The 18,722-nt window shown below is 34.1% G+C and carries 14 protein-coding genes, 1 tRNA gene, 2 pseudogenes and 3 other annotated features (1 of these 20 cut by a window edge); all 17 genes and pseudogenes read left to right on the top strand.

Annotation, left to right across the window (positions count from 1 at the left end):
* Nucleotides 1-9 (top strand) — a binding site (T-box leader) (it extends 183 nt beyond the left edge of the window).
* Between the two features lie 53 nt (nt 10-62).
* The 17 genes and pseudogenes from thrS to OEI98_RS09495 all read left to right on the top strand — a co-directional run bounded on the left by thrS (nt 63) and on the right by OEI98_RS09495 (nt 18,649).
* Nucleotides 63-1,967: a threonine--tRNA ligase gene (gene thrS / locus OEI98_RS09580; RefSeq protein WP_014063079.1), complete on the top strand. Its 1,905-nt coding sequence runs from the start codon at nt 63-65 to the stop codon at nt 1,965-1,967.
* Between the two features lie 97 nt (nt 1,968-2,064).
* Nucleotides 2,065-3,321 (top strand): MFS transporter, encoded by a 1,257-nt coding sequence (locus OEI98_RS09575; RefSeq protein ID WP_266037493.1) that lies wholly within the window; start codon nt 2,065-2,067, stop codon nt 3,319-3,321.
* Nucleotides 3,318-4,370, top strand: a complete 1,053-nt coding sequence (locus OEI98_RS09570) for a chorismate synthase (RefSeq protein ID WP_266037491.1) — start codon at nt 3,318-3,320, stop codon at nt 4,368-4,370. Before OEI98_RS09575 ends, OEI98_RS09570 begins: the two co-directional genes overlap by 4 nt.
* A gap of 60 nt (nt 4,371-4,430) precedes the next feature.
* Nucleotides 4,431-4,553: a sequence feature (ribosomal protein L20 leader region), on the top strand.
* Nucleotides 4,534-5,085 carry a translation initiation factor IF-3 gene (gene infC / locus OEI98_RS09565; RefSeq protein WP_004401900.1) on the top strand — a complete coding sequence of 184 codons (552 nt, stop codon included), beginning with the start codon at nt 4,534-4,536 and terminating at the stop codon, nt 5,083-5,085. Its footprint overlaps the feature before it by 20 nt.
* A gap of 27 nt (nt 5,086-5,112) precedes the next feature.
* Entirely contained in the window at nt 5,113-5,310 is a 198-nt protein-coding gene (gene rpmI, locus OEI98_RS09560; RefSeq protein WP_004401892.1) for a 50S ribosomal protein L35, read from the top strand.
* Between the two features lie 20 nt (nt 5,311-5,330).
* A complete protein-coding gene (gene rplT / locus OEI98_RS09555; protein WP_003871005.1) occupies nt 5,331-5,690 on the top strand; it encodes a 50S ribosomal protein L20 in 360 nt (119 codons plus the stop codon).
* A 53-nt stretch (nt 5,691-5,743) separates the two neighbouring features.
* Entirely contained in the window at nt 5,744-6,508 is a 765-nt protein-coding gene (locus tag OEI98_RS09550; protein ID WP_266037485.1) for a TrmH family RNA methyltransferase, read from the top strand.
* A gap of 26 nt (nt 6,509-6,534) precedes the next feature.
* Nucleotides 6,535-6,750, top strand: a binding site (T-box leader).
* A gap of 52 nt (nt 6,751-6,802) precedes the next feature.
* A complete protein-coding gene (gene pheS / locus OEI98_RS09545) occupies nt 6,803-7,822 on the top strand; it encodes a phenylalanine--tRNA ligase subunit alpha (RefSeq protein ID WP_003871003.1) in 1,020 nt (339 codons plus the stop codon).
* A 12-nt stretch (nt 7,823-7,834) separates the two neighbouring features.
* Nucleotides 7,835-10,219, top strand: coding sequence for a phenylalanine--tRNA ligase subunit beta (gene pheT / locus OEI98_RS09540; protein ID WP_042835587.1), 2,385 nt, complete (start codon nt 7,835-7,837; stop codon nt 10,217-10,219).
* Nucleotides 10,220-10,324: 105 nt separating this feature from the next.
* Nucleotides 10,325-10,699 (top strand): cell division protein ZapA, encoded by a 375-nt coding sequence (gene zapA, locus OEI98_RS09535; RefSeq protein ID WP_003867245.1) that lies wholly within the window; start codon nt 10,325-10,327, stop codon nt 10,697-10,699.
* A gap of 10 nt (nt 10,700-10,709) precedes the next feature.
* Nucleotides 10,710-13,059, top strand: a pseudogene (locus OEI98_RS09530) (DUF3656 domain-containing U32 family peptidase).
* Complete coding sequence (locus tag OEI98_RS09525; RefSeq protein WP_266037469.1) at nt 13,059-15,434, top strand: endonuclease MutS2; 2,376 nt, start codon at nt 13,059-13,061, stop codon at nt 15,432-15,434. Before OEI98_RS09530 ends, OEI98_RS09525 begins: the two are co-directional and overlap by 1 nt.
* 11 nt (nt 15,435-15,445) lie before the next feature.
* Complete coding sequence (locus OEI98_RS09520; RefSeq protein ID WP_003870999.1) at nt 15,446-15,880, top strand: DUF523 domain-containing protein; 435 nt, start codon at nt 15,446-15,448, stop codon at nt 15,878-15,880.
* 44 nt (nt 15,881-15,924) lie between these two features.
* On the top strand, nt 15,925-16,620 hold the full coding sequence (gene yunB, locus OEI98_RS09515; RefSeq protein ID WP_003870998.1) for a sporulation protein YunB: 696 nt from the start codon (nt 15,925-15,927) through the stop codon (nt 16,618-16,620).
* A 49-nt stretch (nt 16,621-16,669) separates the two neighbouring features.
* A tRNA-Ala gene (locus OEI98_RS09510) sits at nt 16,670-16,745 on the top strand.
* Nucleotides 16,746-16,879: 134 nt separating this feature from the next.
* A pseudogene (locus OEI98_RS09500) lies at nt 16,880-18,045 on the top strand (sensor histidine kinase).
* Nucleotides 18,023-18,649 (top strand): response regulator, encoded by a 627-nt coding sequence (locus tag OEI98_RS09495; protein ID WP_004401880.1) that lies wholly within the window; start codon nt 18,023-18,025, stop codon nt 18,647-18,649. The pseudogene OEI98_RS09500 and the gene OEI98_RS09495 overlap by 23 nt, the downstream one beginning before the upstream one ends.
* Nucleotides 18,650-18,722: the final 73 nt, after the last annotated feature.

The raw sequence follows: 18,722 nt of genomic DNA, 5'->3' as shown, positions 1-18,722 counted from the left end.
GCCTCTTTACGGGGTAAGAGGTTTTTTATTTAAGAGAAAAATTTTACAAAGGAGGTAATTGAATGATTATAACATTAAAGGATGGCACACAAAGAGAATTTGAAAAGGGTATGACAGTTTATGAAATAGCTAAAAGTATAAGTGAAAGGTTAGCAAAAGAAGCCGTCGGTGGAAAATTTAATGGCAAAGTGGTGGAACTTAATACAAAAATTGAGGAGGACGGAAAATTAGAAATTTTGACTTTTGATGATGAAGAAGGGAAAAAGATTTATTGGCACACTTCTTCCCATATTTTAGCACAGGCTGTAAAAAGGCTTTTTAAAGATGTGAAATTGGCAATTGGTCCGGCTATAGACAATGGTTTTTATTATGACTTTGATACAGAAAGGCCTTTTACCACAGAAGACTTTGAAGCTATAGAACAGGAAATGAATAGAATTATAAAAGAAGATTATAAGTTGGAAAGGTTTGTCCTTCCAAAAGATGAAGCGATAAAATTGATGAAAGAAAAAGATGAACCTTATAAAGTGGAGCTAATTGAAGAAATACCAGAAGGAGAGGAAATTTCTTTTTACAAGCAAGGAGAATTTACTGACCTTTGTGCTGGGCCCCATCTTATGTCAACAGGCATGGTAAAAACTATTAAATTGTTGTCAGTTGCTGGAGCCTACTGGAAAGGCGACGAAAAAAATAAAATGCTTCAAAGAATATATGGAATAAGCTTTCCCAAAAAAAGCATGTTAGATCAATATTTACATATGTTAGAGGAAGCTAAAAAGAGAGACCATAGAAAATTAGGGAAAGAGTTAGATTTGTTTAGTATCCACCCTGAAGGACCTGGTTTTCCTTTTTTCCATCCTAAGGGAATGATTATAAGAAACATTTTAGAAGATTTTTGGCGAAAAGAACATATAAAGCATGGTTATCAGGAAATAAAAACTCCCATAATTTTGAATGAAGAATTATGGCGTAGGTCAGGACACTGGGACCACTATAAAGAGAATATGTATTTCACTGAAATAGACGGAGAGACTTATGCAATAAAGCCTATGAATTGCCCTGGAGCAATGCTTGTTTACAAGTCTACAATGCACAGTTACAGGGATTTGCCTTTGAGACTTTGTGAATTGGGTTTAGTGCATAGACATGAACTCTCAGGAGTTTTGCATGGGCTTATGAGAGTAAGAAGTTTTACTCAGGATGATGCTCACTTGTTTATGACTCCTGAGCAGGTTGAAGATGAAATTTTAGGGGTTATAAATTTAGTGGATTATTTCTATAAAATTTTTGGCTTTGAGTATTTTGTTGAATTGTCTACACGTCCTGAAAATTCTATGGGGTCTGATGAAGACTGGGAATTGGCTACAAATGCTTTGATTTCTGCTTTAAATCGCGTGAATTTACCATATAAAGTTAATGAGGGGGATGGTGCATTTTACGGACCCAAAATAGATTTTCATTTAAAAGACAGCATAGGTCGTACATGGCAATGTGGAACTATCCAATTGGATTTCCAGATGCCTGAAAGGTTTGAACTGGAGTATATAGGCCCAGATGGAGAAAAACACAGACCTATAATGTTGCACAGGGTAATTTACGGAAGTATAGAAAGATTTATTGGAATTCTTACTGAACATTTTGCAGGGGCTTTCCCAACTTGGCTGGCGCCAGTACAAGTTAGAGTTTTGCCTATATCTGATAAACACTATGCTTATGCCCAACATGTATACGGGCGTCTGTTGGAAAATGACATAAGAGCTGAATTAGACGACAGGAATGAAAAAATAGGATACAAAATACGAGAGGCACAACTTCAAAAGATTCCTTACATGCTGATTGTAGGGGATAAAGAAGTGGAACAAGGAACAGTATCTTTAAGGTCAAGAAAAGAAGGGGACTTAGGCGCTATTTCCTTAAATGAGTTTATAGAAAAAATTCTTAAAGAAATCGCCACAAAAGCTTTATAAAATCAAAATGCTCCTTTAAAGGGGCATTTTGATTTATTGAAAGAATTTAAAAAACGTGGTAATCTAAAATTAAAATATTAATTTTGAGGGAAGAGGTATGAAAAAGGACGCAGAAGTTTACAAATATTTAAGACATAACATAAAAATGAATATGATAAATGGTCTTGCATGGGCTATAGGCTTTAATATGGTCAACCCTTTTATTGGCATATATGCTATAAAATTAGGAGCAAATGACTTTCAAGTGTCTCTTTTAAATTCTTTACCTGCCCTTATGGTGGTAATTGGAGTTATTCCTGTAACATATTTGATTAATAAATTAAAAGAGGTTCACAAATTTTCTTATATTGTACTTTATATCGCAAGAACTTTTTATTTTTTACTTGCTCTTGCTCCGTTTTTTAATAAAGAGCTCCAACCGTGGGTGGTAGTCGTGTTGGTGGGAGTAATGAATTTACCTTCTATGACAGTTGGCATGTGTTGGCAATCATTTATGAGTGAATTAATTCCTCCAGAATATAGAAGTAAAGTTTTCGCTGACAGAAATTTTTGGACGACAATTGTGGCAACAATTACAGTTTTGGTAACAGGATGGTTGCTTGATAAAATAGTTTTCCCTATTAATTATCAAGTAATATTTACTGTTGCATTTATTTTCGGATTAATAGAATCTTATTATTTTTCAAGGTTTCATGTGGTAAAAAGGGATTTGGATGAAGCCAAGTCCGGAAGTTTTTATGAAGCTTTTAGAAACATGTTTGAGTCTAAGAAATTTATATATTTTAATGTAACTTCTTTTATATATTATTTTGCATGGATGATGGCTTGGCCCATTTTTACCATATATAAGGTAAATTTTTTGCATGCTAACAATGCATGGATGAGTATATTTACTATTGTTTCCTCTATTGGGTCTATTTTAGCTTTTTATAAATGGGCTGACCTGTCCAACAAAAGGGGAAACGGATTTGCTGTTGCATTAAGTGCATTGCTTCTAGGATTTATTCCCCTCATGTGGGCTACAGCTAAAAACCTTTATGTTGGCGCTATTTTTGATTTTTTAGGGGGTATAGCTGTAGGAGGTTATAACATGTTGCTCTTAAATTGGCTGTTAGAGCTTTTACCTCCTACTTCAGAAAAAATGAGTTACATCGCCGTGTTTACATTAATTACTCAAATTTCCGCTTTTATTGCTCCTATGTTTGGAATGTGGCTTTATACACAAATGGGTTATGTAGCTTTTATGATTTTAACAGGTATTGCAAGAATAGTAGTGAGTATTTTGTACTTTTTAGTAGCTAATTATGAAGATGAGATTAAAGAAATTGAAGCAAAGCAAGGAGGAAAAGTATGAGATATATTACTGCAGGGGAATCCCATGGGAAAGCTTTAATTGCTATTATTGAAGGCCTTCCATCAAATCTCTTTATTGACGTAGAATTTATAAATAATGAGCTTAAAAGAAGGCAAGGGGGTTATGGAAGAGGGGGAAGAATGGCTATTGAAAAAGATGAAGTACACATCTTGAGTGGAGTAAGACATGGCAAGACTATCGGAGCACCTCTTACATTGGAGATTATAAATAGAGATTATACAAATTGGAAAGATAAAGAAATTCCGCCTATAACAAGACCACGCCCTGGTCATGCAGACCTTGCTGGTGCTATTAAATACAATCAAAGAGATATTAGAAATATTTTAGAGCGTTCTAGTGCCCGTGAGACCGCGGCAAGAGTGGCTATAGGAAGTGTGGCAAAATTGCTTTTAAAAGAACTAAATGTTTCAGTAAAAAGCAAAGTATTAGAAATAGGTGGTGCAAAAACAGAGGAAGAGTGGATTAAAGTAATTGAAGAGGCAAAGGCTAAAGGCGATACTTTAGGAGGTATAATAGAAATAGTAATTGAAGGGGTGCCTATAGGATTAGGCAGCCATACTCAATGGGACAGGAAATTAGATGCTCTGCTTTCTTATCATATAATGAGTGTTCAAGCAATTAAGGGAGTAGAATTTGGTTTAGGCTTTGAGGCAGCCAAAAGACCCGGTTCCTTAGTCCATGATGAAATTTATTATGAGGGAGATAAAGGTTTTTACAGAAAGACAAATAATGCAGGAGGAATTGAAGGAGGAATATCTAACGGTAGCCCTATAGTGATAAGAGCTGCCATGAAACCAATTCCTACTCTTTTAAAACCCCTTACTTCTATTGACATAAATACTAAAGAGGAAGTAAAAGCTGCTTATGAGCGTTCAGATGTGACTGCTGTTGAAGCTGCTGCCTGTGTTTTAGAAGCAGTTTGTGCTTGGGTGATTGCTGATGAAAGCCTTAAAAAGTTTGGTGGAGACTCTATAGAAGAGCTAAAAAGAAATTATATTTCTTACTTGGAGTATGTGAGAAATTTTTAGGGTTTAGCAAACATAAAAATAAATATTGACAAAAAAATAAAATAATGATAAACTAAAAAAGCGAATAAGTAGAAGCGCCCGCTTCTCACCTTTCACCGAAGGTGCAAAGGTTTCTTCAAAAGTATTTATCTTTGTTTTATTGTAAAGAAGCGGGTATTTCTATATCCGCTTTTATTTTTTCATAATTTTTAGGAGGTGCGTATTTATTAACAAAGAGCTGCAGGTCAATGAGGAAATAAGGGACAAAGAGGTAAGGCTGATTGACCAAGACGGTAAGCAAATAGGTATAATGTCGGCAAAGGAAGCTTATAAAATTGCTCAAGAGCGACATCTTGATTTGGTTAAGATTGCCCCTCAAGCCAATCCGCCCGTGTGCAAATTGATGGATTTTGGTAAGTATAGGTATGAACTTAGTAAAAGAGAAAAAGAGGCAAAGAAAAAGCAAAAGATTATAAATGTAAAAGAAATAAGGATGTCCCCGACTATTGAAGACCATGACTTTGGTGTAAAGTTAAAAAGTGCTATTAAGTTTTTAAAAGAAGGTAATAAAGTAAAAGTTACTATAAGATTTAGAGGAAGGGAAGCAGCTCACACTTCGCTGGCAGAAGACCTTTTAAAAAGGTTTGCAAATGAGCTCAGTGAGTATGGCGTTATAGAAAAAGCTCCTAATATTGAGGGGCGAAATTTAATGATGGTATTAACACCAAAAAGTTAGCAAAAATTACAGAAGGAGGATATATTTATGCCTAAAATGAAAACACATAGAGGAGCAGCAAAAAGGTTTAAAGTGTTAAAGTCAGGAAAAGTTAAAAGGTCGAGAGCTTATAAAAGTCACCTTTTAACACATAAAAATGCAAAAAGAAAAAGAAGATTGAGAAAAGCTACTTATTTGGTAGGTGCGGATGCTAAAAATATCAAACGCTTATTACCTTATTCATAATAGATTAGGAGGTTTTTAAAATGGCTAGAGTAAAATTTGGGAAAGTGACGAGGAGAAGACGTAAGAAAATATTGAAGCTTGCAAAAGGTTATTTTGGAGCTAAGAGCAAGCTTTTTAGAGTTGCCAATCAAGCAGTAATGAAATCTTTAATGTATGCTTATATTGGCAGAAAATTAAGAAAGAGAGATTTTAGAAAGCTTTGGATAACAAGAATAAATGCTGCTGCAAGAGCCCACGGAATTTCCTACAGCAGGTTTATAAATGGTCTTAAAAAGGCTGGAATAGAAATTAACAGGAAGATGCTTTCAGAAATGGCGATAAACGACGAAAAAGCCTTTGCAGAATTAGTAAATATAGCTAAGCAGCAGTTAAACGCATAAGGCCAGTTTGTATGGCCTTTTGCTTTAACTAATTTTGTAAAAGAGTGGTTGAAATGTTAATTACGAGTGAAAACAATGACCTTATAAAAAAAATAAAAAAGCTAAAAGACAAAAAGGGCCGATACGAAGAAGGACTGTTTTTTGTAGAGGGTACTACAAGTGTATTGGAGGCTTTAAAAAGTGACTTTGAAATAGAGTACATAGTTATGGGGGAAGGGGTTAAAATAGATATTCCCAAAGGTGATTTTGAAATTGCACATACTACTGAAAGAATCTTTAAGAAACTAAGTGATACAGTAACTCCACAAATGGTGATGGCGATTATAAAAATACCAAAATATGAAGAAAATACGTATATAAAAGAAAAGGGTGTATATGTTATAGCAGACAATATTCAAGACCCAGGAAATTTAGGTACTATAATACGTACGGCTGATGCGTTTGGGGTTAGTGCTATTTTTACTATAAACAACTGTGTGGATATTTTTAATCCAAAGGTTTTAAGAGCCTCTATGGGTTCTATTTTTCACATTCCTGTCATAGCTACTACTTCACAAATTTTGTTAAAACTTAAGCGAAGAGGAATAAAAGTTTTTGCAACTCACTTAAAAGCTCAAAAATTAGTTCATGAATGCAATATTTCGGATAAAGTAGCTTTTGTTTTGGGAAATGAAGCAAAAGGTGTCAGTGTTGTAGATCTGGTTGATGACTTTGTGAAAATACCTATGACAGGGGAGGCAGAGTCTTTAAATGTTTCAATCGCTGCTAGTATATTTTTATACGAATCTCAAAGGCAGAGGTTGATAAAAAATAATTAGGATGGTATAATCTTAAAAAAATATTTCAAAATGCTATGAAGGAGTAAAGTACATTATCGAAAATCACAGGGAGATAACACCGTAGACTGAGAGTGTTATCGTTAGGTAGATAATGGAAAGTTCCCTCCGGAGCAGCGTGCTGAACTAATAGTAGGCATTGCCGGTCATACCGTTATCCAAATGAGTGAGCATTTTTTATAAAATGCTAATTTAGGTGGTACCGCGGATTCTTCGTCCTATTGACGGAGGATTTTTTATTTTAACTAATACACCAAAAGAGGGGTTGGTTTAAAGATGGAAGAATTGTTGCGCAAGCTTTATGAAGATGCACAAAAAGAAATTCTGTCAGCTGATAGTTTACAGCAAATTGAAAACTTAAGAGTTAAATACTTAGGTAAAAAAGGCGAATTGACGCAAATTTTAAGGGGAATGGGAAGCTTAAAGCCTGAAGAAAGACCTGTAATTGGTCAAATTGCCAATGAAATTAGAGAGAAAATTGAGGGTTTACTCACAGAAACAAAAAATAAAATTGCCCAATTAGAAAAAGAAAAGAGGATAAAAAATGAGTACATAGACATAACTATGCCGGGTAAACCTTATGAGTACGGTCACAAACATCCCATGACACAAGTATTGGATGAAATTAAAAAGATATTTTTAGGATTAGGCTTTTCTATTGCAGAAGGGCCAGAAATAGAGTTTACTTATTACAACTTTGAGGCATTAAATACTCCAGAGGACCATCCAGCTAGAGACTTACAGGATACCTTTTATGTGACTTCTGATATACTTTTGAGGACTCAAACATCCCCGGTACAAGTAAGGACTATGGAGAAAAATAAGCCTCCAATAAGGGTTATATCTCCTGGAAGGGTTTATAGGTCTGATGAGATAGATGCAACTCACTCTCCAGTATTTCATCAGATGGAAGGGCTTGTAGTAGATGAAGGAATAACTATGGGAGATTTAAAAGGAGTTTTGAATATATTTGCGAAAAAATTTTTTGGAGAAGACACTCAAACCAAATTTAGACCTCATTATTTTCCCTTTACAGAACCCAGTGCAGAAATGGACGTGAGCTGTTTTGCTTGCGGTGGAAAAGGTTGTAGAGTTTGTGGCTATACTGGTTGGATTGAAATTTTAGGTGCAGGCATGGTACATCCTAATGTTTTGAGAATGTCTGGTATTGATCCTGAAAAATACAGTGGATTTGCTTTTGGATTGGGGATAGATAGGATTACAATGCTGAAATACGGAATAGAAGATTTGAGACTTCTTTTTGAAAATGATTTAAGGTTTATACAACAGTTTTAAAGGGGTGGTCGTATGTTAGTGTCACTTTCGTGGTTGAAAGAGTTTGTTGACATAGATGAAGATGCGAAAGCTATTGCTGAAGGCCTTACTATGTCAGGGTCAAAGGTAGAGACTATAACAAGTTATGGGAAAGAAATTTCAAATGTGGTGGTAGGGAAAATTATTTCATTAGAAAAGCACCCTAATGCTGATAAATTGTTAGTTGGTATTGTAGATGTAGGCACTGAAAAACTACAAATTGTAACCGGAGCACAAAATATTAAAGTGGGGGATTACATACCAGTAGCACTTCATGGCGCAACTCTTCCTGGAGGAGTTAAGATAAAAAGAGGCAAATTAAGAGGAATAGAATCCAATGGCATGATGTGTTCTGCTGAAGAGCTAGGACTTGATGAAAGCCTGCTGCCAGAATATCAAAGAAACGGAATTTTTATATTACCACCTTTTCCATTAGGAATGGATATAAATGAAGCTCTTCAGCTAAAAGACGATGTATTGGAATTTGAGATAACGCCCAACAGACCTGATTGTTTGTCAATGGTAGGAATAGCGAGAGAGGTAGCTGCGACTTTTAAGAAAAAATTTAAAATGCCAGTGGTAGAAGTTAATGAAAGCGAAGAACAAAATCCTGCAAAAGTGACTATTGAGGCTACGGATTTGTGCTTTAGATATGTAGCAAGGGTCGTTAAGAATGTGAAGATAGGTCCTTCTCCTATGTGGATGCAGATGCGTCTTTTAAAAGCTGGAATAAGACCTATAAATAACGTGGTGGATGTTACAAACTATGTGATGTTAGAATTAGGTCAGCCCTTACACGCTTTTGATTTGGACAAAGTTGAAAACAAGCGTATAATTGTGAGAAGGGCAAAAGAAGGAGAAAAATTAGTTACATTGGATGGAAAAGAGAGAACTTTAGACAGCTCAATGTTGGTTATTGCTGATGAGAAGAAAGCTATAGGTTTGGCAGGTGTAATGGGAGGAGAAAATACGGAGATAACTGACACTACTGTAAATATTTTAATAGAAAGTGCTAATTTTAAAGGAAGCAATATAAGGCATACTTCTAAGAAATTGGGTTTAAGAAGTGAAGCTTCTTCAAGATTTGAAAAAGGTTTAGACCCAGAGATTACAGTTTTAGCTTGTGAAAGAGCAGCACAGCTTATGGAAAAATACTGTGGTGGTACAGTTTTAAAAGGGCTTGTGGACGAGTATCCAAAGCCAATTGAAAAAACAGTTTTAACTGTAAATCCTCACAGGATTAATAGATTTTTAGGCACAGAGCTTCCGACATCTCAAATGATTGAAATATTGGAGTCTTTAGAGTTTAAAGTTCTACAAAAAGGCGATGACCTTGAGATAACAGTTCCGCATTTTCGCAGAGATGTGACAATGGAGGCAGACATTGCAGAAGAAATAGCGAGGTTATTTGGATACAACAACATACAAGATAGCTTAATGAAAAACGCTCAAACGACATTGGGGGCAATGACAAAAGAACAGGAATTAGAGGAAAAAATAAAAGAAGTGCTGTTGGCTTGCGGATTGAATGAAATAGTTACGATATCTTTTATGGGAAGCAAAGACTTAGATAAAATCAATGTGCCTTTAGACAGTCCATTGAGGAAAGCAGTTAAAATTATAAATCCTTTGGGAGAAGACCAAAGCCTTATGAGAACTACTCTACTGCCTTTTATATTGAATGTAGCTTATACCAACTATAGTAGAAAAGTACAAGATTTCAAAGTTTTTGAAATATCTAAAGTCTTTATGCCAAAAGAATTACCCTTAAAAGAATTACCACAGGAAATAAAGACTATTGCAATAGGAATGTACGGGAAAGATGTGGATTTTTACTCATTAAAAGGAGTAATAGAAGCACTTTTTGAAGTAATGGGTATAAAAGGAGTAGAATATGTAAGGGCAGAAGATCCTTCCTATCATCCAGGAAGGTCTGCAAAAATTCTCCTAGGTGACGAAACATTAGGTATATTTGGAGAGATACACCCTGATGTTTTAGAAAATTACGACATACCTGTTAGAGTCTACGGTGGAGAAATAAACTTAGATAAAGTAATACAATATGCTAATGTAGAAAAGAGGTACATGCCTCTTCCCAAGTATCCAGCTGTAGAAAGGGATATAGCAGTTTTAGTAGATAGAGATATTTTTGTAAAAGATGTGGAAAAAGTTATACTTGAAACAGGAGGAAAACTTATAGATAAAGTCGAATTGTTTGACGTCTATAAAGGTCCTAACATCCCTGAAGGCAAAAAAAGCGTCGCTTTCTCTATCTGGTATAGGTCTTATGAAAGGACTTTGACAGATGAAGAGGTAAATGTAATTCACAACAACATTGTAGAGGCTCTTGACAAAAAATTAGGAGCCAAATTAAGATAAAAAAGGCTATTTTACAGCCTTTTTTATCTTTTATCTTAATTAAGAAGGAAATTGCACTTTAATGTAGAAGTAAATAAAATAACAAAAGATTAAGGGGATGTTTTTGTGGAGTTAAATAAAGTTACCGTGATTATCAATGGGAATGAATATATTTTAAAATCTGATTATCCTGAAGAGCATGTAATAAAACTTGCCAATTATGTAGACAATGTAATTAAAGAATTGCTCCAAAACTACGAAAAGTTATCACAAATGCAACTACTACTTTTGTCGTCTTTAAATATTGCAGATGAACTTTTTATTGCAAAAGAAGAAAATAATGCTATCAAAAAGGAATTGCTTTCTTTAAAAGCAGAATTAGAAGAAAAAAATCGCTATATAAAACAATTAGAGGAGGAGCTTACTAAAACTAAACAACAGCTTTTAGAGACAGAGGAAGAGTTTCGGCAGTTTATAGAAACTTTTGATGAAGAAAAGTAAAGGTGATTGGATGAAAAAAGTTGAATTATTAGCTCCAGCAGGAGATTATGAGGCTTTAACGAGTGCAGTTAATGCAGGATGCGATGCAGTGTATCTAGGAGGAAAAAATTTTGGTGCAAGAGCTTATGCAACCAATTTTGACTATGATGATTTAAAATCTGCTGTAGAATTCTGCCATTTAAGAGATGTCAAGGTATACGTTACTGTAAATACCCTTGTAGCGAATGAAGAATTTGAAAAGCTGGTGAACTATTTAGATTTTTTGTATTCTATAGGTGTTGATGCAGTTATAGTGCAGGATATGGGAGTATTAAAGTTTTTACGAGAAAATTATCCTGATTTAAAAGTTCATGCCAGTACTCAAATGACAGTTCATAATTTAGAAGGAGTACAGGAATTAGCTCAAAAGGGAGTTTCACGGGTTATTTTATCAAGAGAGCTTACATTAAAGGAAATAAAGGATATAGTTCAAAATTCTAACATTGAAATAGAAGTTTTTGTTCATGGAGCTCTCTGCGTCAGTTATTCCGGACAGTGCTTTATGAGTAGTATACTAGGAGGAAGAAGCGGAAACAGGGGAAGATGTGCACAACCCTGCCGTTTAAAGTATTCTCTTGTAGATAAAGAGGGAAAAGTTTTAGAAAAGGATTTACACCTTTTGAGTATGGCGGATTTATGTACTATAGAACATATACCAAAACTCATTGAGGCGGGAATCACTTCTTTTAAAATAGAAGGTAGGATGAAAAATGCCGAGTACGTCGCTTCTGTTGTAAAAGCCTACAGAGAAGCTATTGACAGTTTTTATGAGAGCAAAGCTTTTGATTCAGGTAAAGCTATAGAAGAGATGTCTCGAATTTTTAATAGAGGATTTTCTACTGGCTATCTTTTTGGAGTTAAACCCTCTAAAATGAGTTATATTTCCCCTAAAAACACGGGAGTTGCTGCTGCAGAAGTGATAAGTGTAACTTCAAAAACTTCAAAACTGAGGCTTTTAAGGGATATTGCAAAAGGTGATGGGATTTCTGATGAAAAAGGAGAAAAAGGACAAAAAGTTGAAATAATATTTAAAAATGGGAAGAAGGTAGATAGAGCTTATGAAGGAGACATAATAGAACTACCTCTTAAGTTTTATGTAAAAGAAGGAGAAATATTAAATAAAACTTATGATGCATTGTTAAATGACAAGCTGAAAAACTTACCTTCCAAAAAGATTCCTATAAAAATTTATGCGGAGTTAAAAAAGGCAAACCTTTGTATATAAAGATACAAGAAGGAATTCGTACAGTAGAAGCTTATAGTGATGAAATAAGTCAGATAGCAGAAAAAGTTTCTATTGATGAAGATTTTTTGAAGGATAAACTTACTCAAATAAATGATACAGCCTTCTACGTAGAAGAAATAGAGGTAGTAGTTGAAAAAGGCCTTTACATGTCTGTAAAGGGAATAAAAGAGGCGCGAAGAAAAGCAATAGAAATGTTAGAAAAGAGAAAGTTAGACTATTATAAAAGAGAAGAAAAGCATACCTTTTTTATTCTGCCTTCTTTCAAGGAGAAAAAGGAAGAAGTAAGTTTAACTTTTTATACTGATAAGCTTGAACATTTGAAGATGGCCAGCCAATTGGGTATAGAATACGTCTATTTCAATTACAAGCTTGATATAAAACTTTTTAAAAAAGGTTTAGAACTGACAAAAGATTCAAAGACAACGGTTATAGCTGCTTTCCCTTCTATATTGAGGGAAGAGATAAAAAGAATAAAGCCTCAATTAGAATTTTTACAAGATATGGGGATAAACAAAATTTTGGTTTCAAATTTAGGGCTTTATCATATTGCAAAAAATTATGACTTTGAGATATTTATAGATTATCCTTTGAATATTTTCAACAATTTAGCTGTAGATTACTTTAAACCTTACGCTGTGACTTTATCTTATGAACTTACGCTGGAGCAGATTAAAGATATTGCCAAAAGAAGTGATGTAAAATTTGAAGCTTTAATATATGGTAGACTGCCTCTTATGACAATGGAATATTGTCCAATAAGAAATTTAGTAGGCTGTGACAGAGAAAGGTGTGAAAAAGGTTATTATTTTCTAAAAGACAGAAAAGGCAAATTAATGCCTCTTAAAAGCAATGGTTTTTGCAGGATGCAGATTTTAAACGCAGATGTGCTTTTAATGTTAAGCATAAAGGAGCTTAAACAAGCTGGACTTTCTTTTTGAGGATACATGATACAATAGAAAAAGATGAAGAAATAGAGAAAGTTTTAAAAATGCATATTGAAGCTTTAAAAGGGAATGAAATTGAAATTTTAGAAGGAAAATATACAAAAGGACATTTTTACAGAGGAGTTTTGTGATGGTGAGAGGAATTAATAGTAGAGCAATAAAAAGTCTTGAATTTGACAAGATAGTGGAGTTTATTGTTGGCTATTGTGATTCGGATTTAGGCAAACAAAAAGCTTCAGATATTGTCATAAAAAAAGACATAGAGGAAATAGAGAGGGAATTAGATTTACTGAATGAGGCAATTAGCTTTATTTCCTCCTATGGAGGTATTTCTTTTGCTTTTGAGGACATAAGGGATTATATAAAAAAAGCACAAATAGATTCCGTGCTTTATAACCAAGAGCTTTTAAAGATAAAGAAATTTCTTAACTTGGTAAGCCAAATAAAAGGCTATTTTAAAAATCTTCAAGAAAGTGATAGATTTGTAAGGTTAAAAGAATATGATAAAAAAGTCTTACCGATAAAAAATTTGGAAAAAAGGATTGAAAATATAATAATTTCAGAAGATGAAATAGCAGATGATGCTTCTCCAATGCTTAAAGCTTTAAGAAGGCAGAAATTGAGCATAAATGAAAAAATAAGGGCGACATTGAATTCAATAATTTCTACACGTCAAAAAGAATTGCAAGAGCCTATTATAACTGTAAGACAGGGAAGATACGTTGTACCTGTAAAACAAGAATATCGCAGCACTTTTAAAGGTATCGTCCACGACCAATCCTCCAGTGGTGCTACTCTTTTTATTGAACCTATGCAAGTGGTTGACTTAAACAACGAATTGAGACAAGTGGAATTAAAAGAGAAGCAGGAGATACAGAGAATACTTTTTGAACTTTCTCAAGAGGTCAAAAAGTATTCACAAATTTTATTTGATGACATTGAAATAGTTTCAGACTTAGATTTTATATTTGCTAAGGCTAAATATTCTTTAAAGCTAAAAGCCGTAAGGCCAGAGCTAAACACAATGGGATATATTAATTTAAAAAAGGCAAGACATCCTCTCATAAATCAGGAAGTAATTGTCCCTATAGATATATATATAGGAGACCAATTTAATACTTTAGTCATTACTGGCCCTAATACAGGTGGGAAAACTGTAACTTTAAAAACAGTGGGACTTTTAACTTTAATGGCAATGGCGGGGCTTAATATTCCTGCGGAAGAAAGGTCACAGGTTTCAATATTTGAGGAAGTTTTTGTGGATATAGGAGATGAGCAGAGTATTGAACAAAGCTTAAGCACTTTTTCTTCTCATATGACGAATATTGTAAGTATACTCCAAAAAGTAAACAAAAATTGCCTTGTTTTGTTAGATGAATTAGGGGCAGGTACAGACCCTATAGAAGGTGCTGCTTTGGCTATGAGTATTCTTGATACCTTGCATAAGATTGGTGCGAAGACAATAGCTACTACCCATTATAGTGAGCTAAAGCAGTATGCCTTAAAAGCACCAGGAGTAGAAAATGCCAGTATGGAATTTGATGTTGAAACTTTAAAGCCTACCTATAAACTTATAATAGGCCTTCCTGGCAAAAGCAATGCCTTTGAAATATCTAAAAGATTAGGACTTCCTCAGCAAATAATAGAAAATGCGAGAAAGTATATTTCAGGAGAAGCTTTAAAATTTGAAGACATAATTGCAGACGTCGAAAGTAAAAGAAGGGAATTGGAAAAGGCAAATCAAGAAATAGCTTTTTTAAAGAAAGATGTAGAAATTTTAAAAGAGGAATTAGAAAAAGAAAAGAAAAAATTGCAAAGTGAAAGGGATAAAATATTAAAAGAGGCGAAAGAAAAGGCGAGAAAAATAATACAAGAGGCGAAATTTACCGCCGAGGAAATAATTAAAAAAATAAAAGAGGCAGAAGAAAGCACACAAAATAAAGACAGGATAATACAAGAAGTAAGAGAAGAATTAAAGAAAAATTTAGAAGAATTAGAAGAAGAAGTTTTAAAACCTAAAGAGGCTCACTACAGCAGAATCCCTGATAATTTAAAAGAGGGACAGACAGTCTATATAGTACCTTTGGACCAAAATGGGATTGTACTTTCTCTTCCTGACAAATCGGGAAATGTAGAAATACAGGCAGGAATTTTAAAGATGACAGTTCATATAAGTAATTTGAGGGTAGCAGAGGAGAAAGAAGATGAGGAAGTAAAAAAAGGCTACAGCAAATTTGTACACGAAAAGTCTCAATCTATAAGCACTTCCATAGATGTAAGAGGTAAAAACCTTGACGATGCTTTATTAGAGGTGGAAAAATATATAGACGATGCTTATTTAGCCGGACTTAAGGAGGTGACAATTATTCACGGACGTGGTACAGGGGTGTTAAGGACAGGGATATCACAATTTTTAAGAAGCAATAAGCATGTTAAATCTTTTAGATTAGGTAAATACGGTGAAGGAGGAGACGGCGTTACTATAGTAGAATTAGCTGATAAATAGGGGATGGTAAAATGTATTTGGTAAGTGCTTGTCTTGCCGGAGTTAACTGTAAATACGATGGGGGAAACAATGAAAAAGAAGAAATAAAAAGATTAGTAGAAGAAGGGAAGGCTATTTTAGTTTGTCCTGAGCAATTAGGTGGACTTCCAACTCCGCGTCTACCCTCTGAGATAAAAGGTGATAAGGTTTTTAACATTGAAGGAGAAGAGGTTACAGAAAATTTCTATAGAGGAGCCTATGAGACTTTAAAAATTGCTAAAATGTACAAGATAAATGAGGCAATTTTTAAGGCTAAAAGCCCTTCTTGCGGCTGTGGAGAAATTTACGATGGCACTTTTTCGGGAAATTTGATAGATGGAAATGGAATTACCACAAGGATTTTAAAGGAAAATGGGATATCTGTTATGACAGAACATGATTTTTATAAAAAAATAAAAAATGAGTAACCAAAACACCTCCTCTAACATAAAATATAGGGGAGGTGTTTTGCTTGAAAAGGAAAAAATGGGGACTGAGGCGCGTTAATTCGTTTTACATATATTTGATTTACATAGTTGTTTTATTTGCGATTTTATACTATTTTACAGAATATCGATTAAAACCGGCTATTATAGCAGTAAGTGAAACTTTAGCAAAAGAAACAGCTGTAAATACTATAAATGATGCTATAAATGAAAAAGTGTTAAAAGGAATAGAGTATAAAGATTTAATCTATGTGAGAACTGATAACAATGGCAAGGTATCTATGCTTCAAGCAAATACTATTGAGATGAATCTTTTAGCTGCCAAGATAACAAAAGAAGTCAAGGAAAATTTAAACAATATAGGACCTTTGCATGCCAAAATTCCCTTAGGTTCTGTGTTTTCCAGTGATTTATTTGCAAATGTAGGACCTAAAATAAAAATTGGGCTTTTGCCTGTGGGAGCAGTGGATGTGGATTTTAGTTCAGAGTTTGAACCTGCAGGGATAAATCAGACAAGGCATAGAATATATTTAGACATACAAACTACAATACGCATAATTGCACCATTAGCATCAGATAAAGTAGCAGTTACACTTCACATGCCAATAGCAGAAAGTATAATAGTAGGAGATGTGCCTGCCAGCTATGTGGATGTAAATGGCGACAAATTTACGATTCCTGTACCTCAATCACCAAATTCAAAAGTAGAAATACAAAAATAGCTATTGAATTTTTAAAAGGATGTGGTATAATAAAAAACGTGTGATATGTGGGGGTGTAGCTCAGTTGGGAGAGCACCTGCCTTGCAAGCAGGGGGTCAGGAGTTCGAATCTCCTCATCTCCACCAATTAAAGATAAAGATTACCCGAGAAGGGTATTTTTTTGCTTTTTTCTTTACCTTAGCAATTTTTTCTTTAAAATGCAGGATTTTTTTGTTCTTTGTCGAATTATAAAAGAAGTGAGGCTCAGGAGGTGAAATACATGAGTCTTAACATGGAAGTTGCTTATAAAAAGCGATTAGATAATATCGTAGAAAAAACTATTGAAGTGATTGAAAACAGCAAGGAGCAAATTTTTGATATTTTAGAAAAAGCAAAAGAAGAAGCGAGAAAGTTAGAAGGGCAATTAGAAGAGCTAAAAGTCCAAGTTGTAAATGTGATAAAAGAAGTAGAACTGTGTGAGAGAAGAGAAAAAAGTGCAGGTTAAAGCTGGCATTCGTAAGCAAACAATTTGGCCACCTCTCTGAGCAAGCTATAAAAGAAGCCTATGAAGAGGCAAAAGAAGCACAAATAGAGTTGGCATTAAAAAGACGGGAGGAAAAAGAATTAATTGAAAAAAGGAATGAATTAGAAAGGAAACTTTTAGATACCAAAGCCATTATAGAAAAAGCTGAAAAACTTGCATCACAAATTAATATAGCTCTTAATTATTTAAACAGTGATTTGAAAGAAATGAATATGCGGTTTGAACAGTTAAAGGACAAGCAAGCTTTGAGCGTAAAAATTATTGAGGCTCAAGAAGAAGAAAGAAAAAGAATTGCAAGGGAAATTCACGATGGTCCCGCACAAGCTATGGCAAATGTGCTTTTAAAGTCTGAGCTTTGTGAAAGGTTGATAACTAAAGATGTTGAACAGGCGAAAGTGGAGCTCAAAAATTTAAAGGATATAGTGCAGCAGTCGTTGAAAGAAGTGAGGAAAATAATATACGATTTAAGACCTTCAGCTCTTGACGATTTAGGACTTATTCCTGCTCTTTCAAGGTATATAAAAAATTTTTCAGAAGAAACGGGCATTGCTGTTGATTTTACTGTTTTATCAGATTATAAAAGACTCAGTCCTGAGATTGAGATAACCTGTTTTAGGGTTATTCAAGAAGCTCTTACAAATATAAAAAAGCATTCTAGGGCGAAAAATGCCTCTGTTAAATTTGAATTTGGCATGCGATTTATCAGCATAATTATCAAAGACGATGGCATTGGATTTGATAAAGAAAATATTGGGCAAGGATATGGTCTAATGGGCATGAAGGAAAGAGTAGAAATTTTAAATGGCAAATTTGAAATAAGCAGTTTTAAAAATAAAGGGACTCAAATTTATATTTCTATACCTGTAAGGGGTGTTGAGGATGATCAGATTATTAGTGGCTGATGACCATGCCTTGATAAGAAAAGGATTAGTCCAGCTTATTGAAATGGAAAATGATATAAAAGTTATCTCTCAGGCTTCGAATGGGGAAGAGGCTTATAAACTTGCAAAGAAATTTATGCCTGATTTAATACTTATGGATGTGAATATGCCCGTGATGAATGGTATAAAGGCAGCAAAGATGTTAAAAGAAGAAAAACATCCAAGTAAAGTGTTGTTTTTAACTATTTACAATGACAGAGAGTATCTTTTAGAAGCGCTTAAATTAGGAGTAGAAGGGTACATATTAAAGGATGCGGAATATGACGATTTAATAAAAGCGATAAGGACTATTTACAATGGAGGAGTTTATATTCATCCTTCTTTAATGGAAGAAATAGACAACATAGACCATGAAAACTTGAAAAAAGACCTCACACCAAGAGAGATAGAGATTCTTAAACTTATTTCTAAAGGGTATAGCAATAAAGAAATTGCACAAAAACTATTTTTAAGCGAGAAAACTGTCAAGAACCACGTTTACAATATTTTCAAAAAATTAGATGTGAAGGACAGAACTCAAGCTGCTATTTATATGCTTAAAAATGAGACAATTTTACAAAACTAATCTTTTATAAGGCTAAATTTGACTTTTATACAAAAAAAGCGTATCATATTGTTGATACAGAGTGTCATCCATA

Origin of the sequence: Thermoanaerobacter sp. RKWS2, assembly GCF_026240795.1 — a bacterium.
Classification (GTDB): domain Bacteria; phylum Bacillota; class Thermoanaerobacteria; order Thermoanaerobacterales; family Thermoanaerobacteraceae; genus Thermoanaerobacter; species Thermoanaerobacter ethanolicus.
The sequence above is the reverse complement of the archived record's forward strand: the minus strand, read 5'-3'. Positions and strand labels throughout refer to the sequence as shown.

Bases quoted from the DNA above. Each gene is read 5' to 3' on its own strand.
- thrS (WP_014063079.1), top strand. From the start codon at position 63: ATGATTATAACATTAAAGGATGGCACACAAAGAGAATTTGAAAAGGGT.
- OEI98_RS09575 (WP_266037493.1), top strand. From the start codon at position 2,065: ATGAAAAAGGACGCAGAAGTTTACAAATATTTAAGACATAACATAAAA.
- OEI98_RS09570 (WP_266037491.1), top strand. From the start codon at position 3,318: ATGAGATATATTACTGCAGGGGAATCCCATGGGAAAGCTTTAATTGCT.
- rpmI (WP_004401892.1), top strand. From the start codon at position 5,113: ATGCCTAAAATGAAAACACATAGAGGAGCAGCAAAAAGGTTTAAAGTG.
- rplT (WP_003871005.1), top strand. From the start codon at position 5,331: ATGGCTAGAGTAAAATTTGGGAAAGTGACGAGGAGAAGACGTAAGAAA.
- OEI98_RS09550 (WP_266037485.1), top strand. From the start codon at position 5,744: ATGTTAATTACGAGTGAAAACAATGACCTTATAAAAAAAATAAAAAAG.
- pheS (WP_003871003.1), top strand. From the start codon at position 6,803: ATGGAAGAATTGTTGCGCAAGCTTTATGAAGATGCACAAAAAGAAATT.
- pheT (WP_042835587.1), top strand. From the start codon at position 7,835: ATGTTAGTGTCACTTTCGTGGTTGAAAGAGTTTGTTGACATAGATGAA.
- OEI98_RS09525 (WP_266037469.1), top strand. From the start codon at position 13,059: ATGGTGAGAGGAATTAATAGTAGAGCAATAAAAAGTCTTGAATTTGAC.
- OEI98_RS09520 (WP_003870999.1), top strand. From the start codon at position 15,446: ATGTATTTGGTAAGTGCTTGTCTTGCCGGAGTTAACTGTAAATACGAT.
- OEI98_RS09495 (WP_004401880.1), top strand. From the start codon at position 18,023: ATGATCAGATTATTAGTGGCTGATGACCATGCCTTGATAAGAAAAGGA.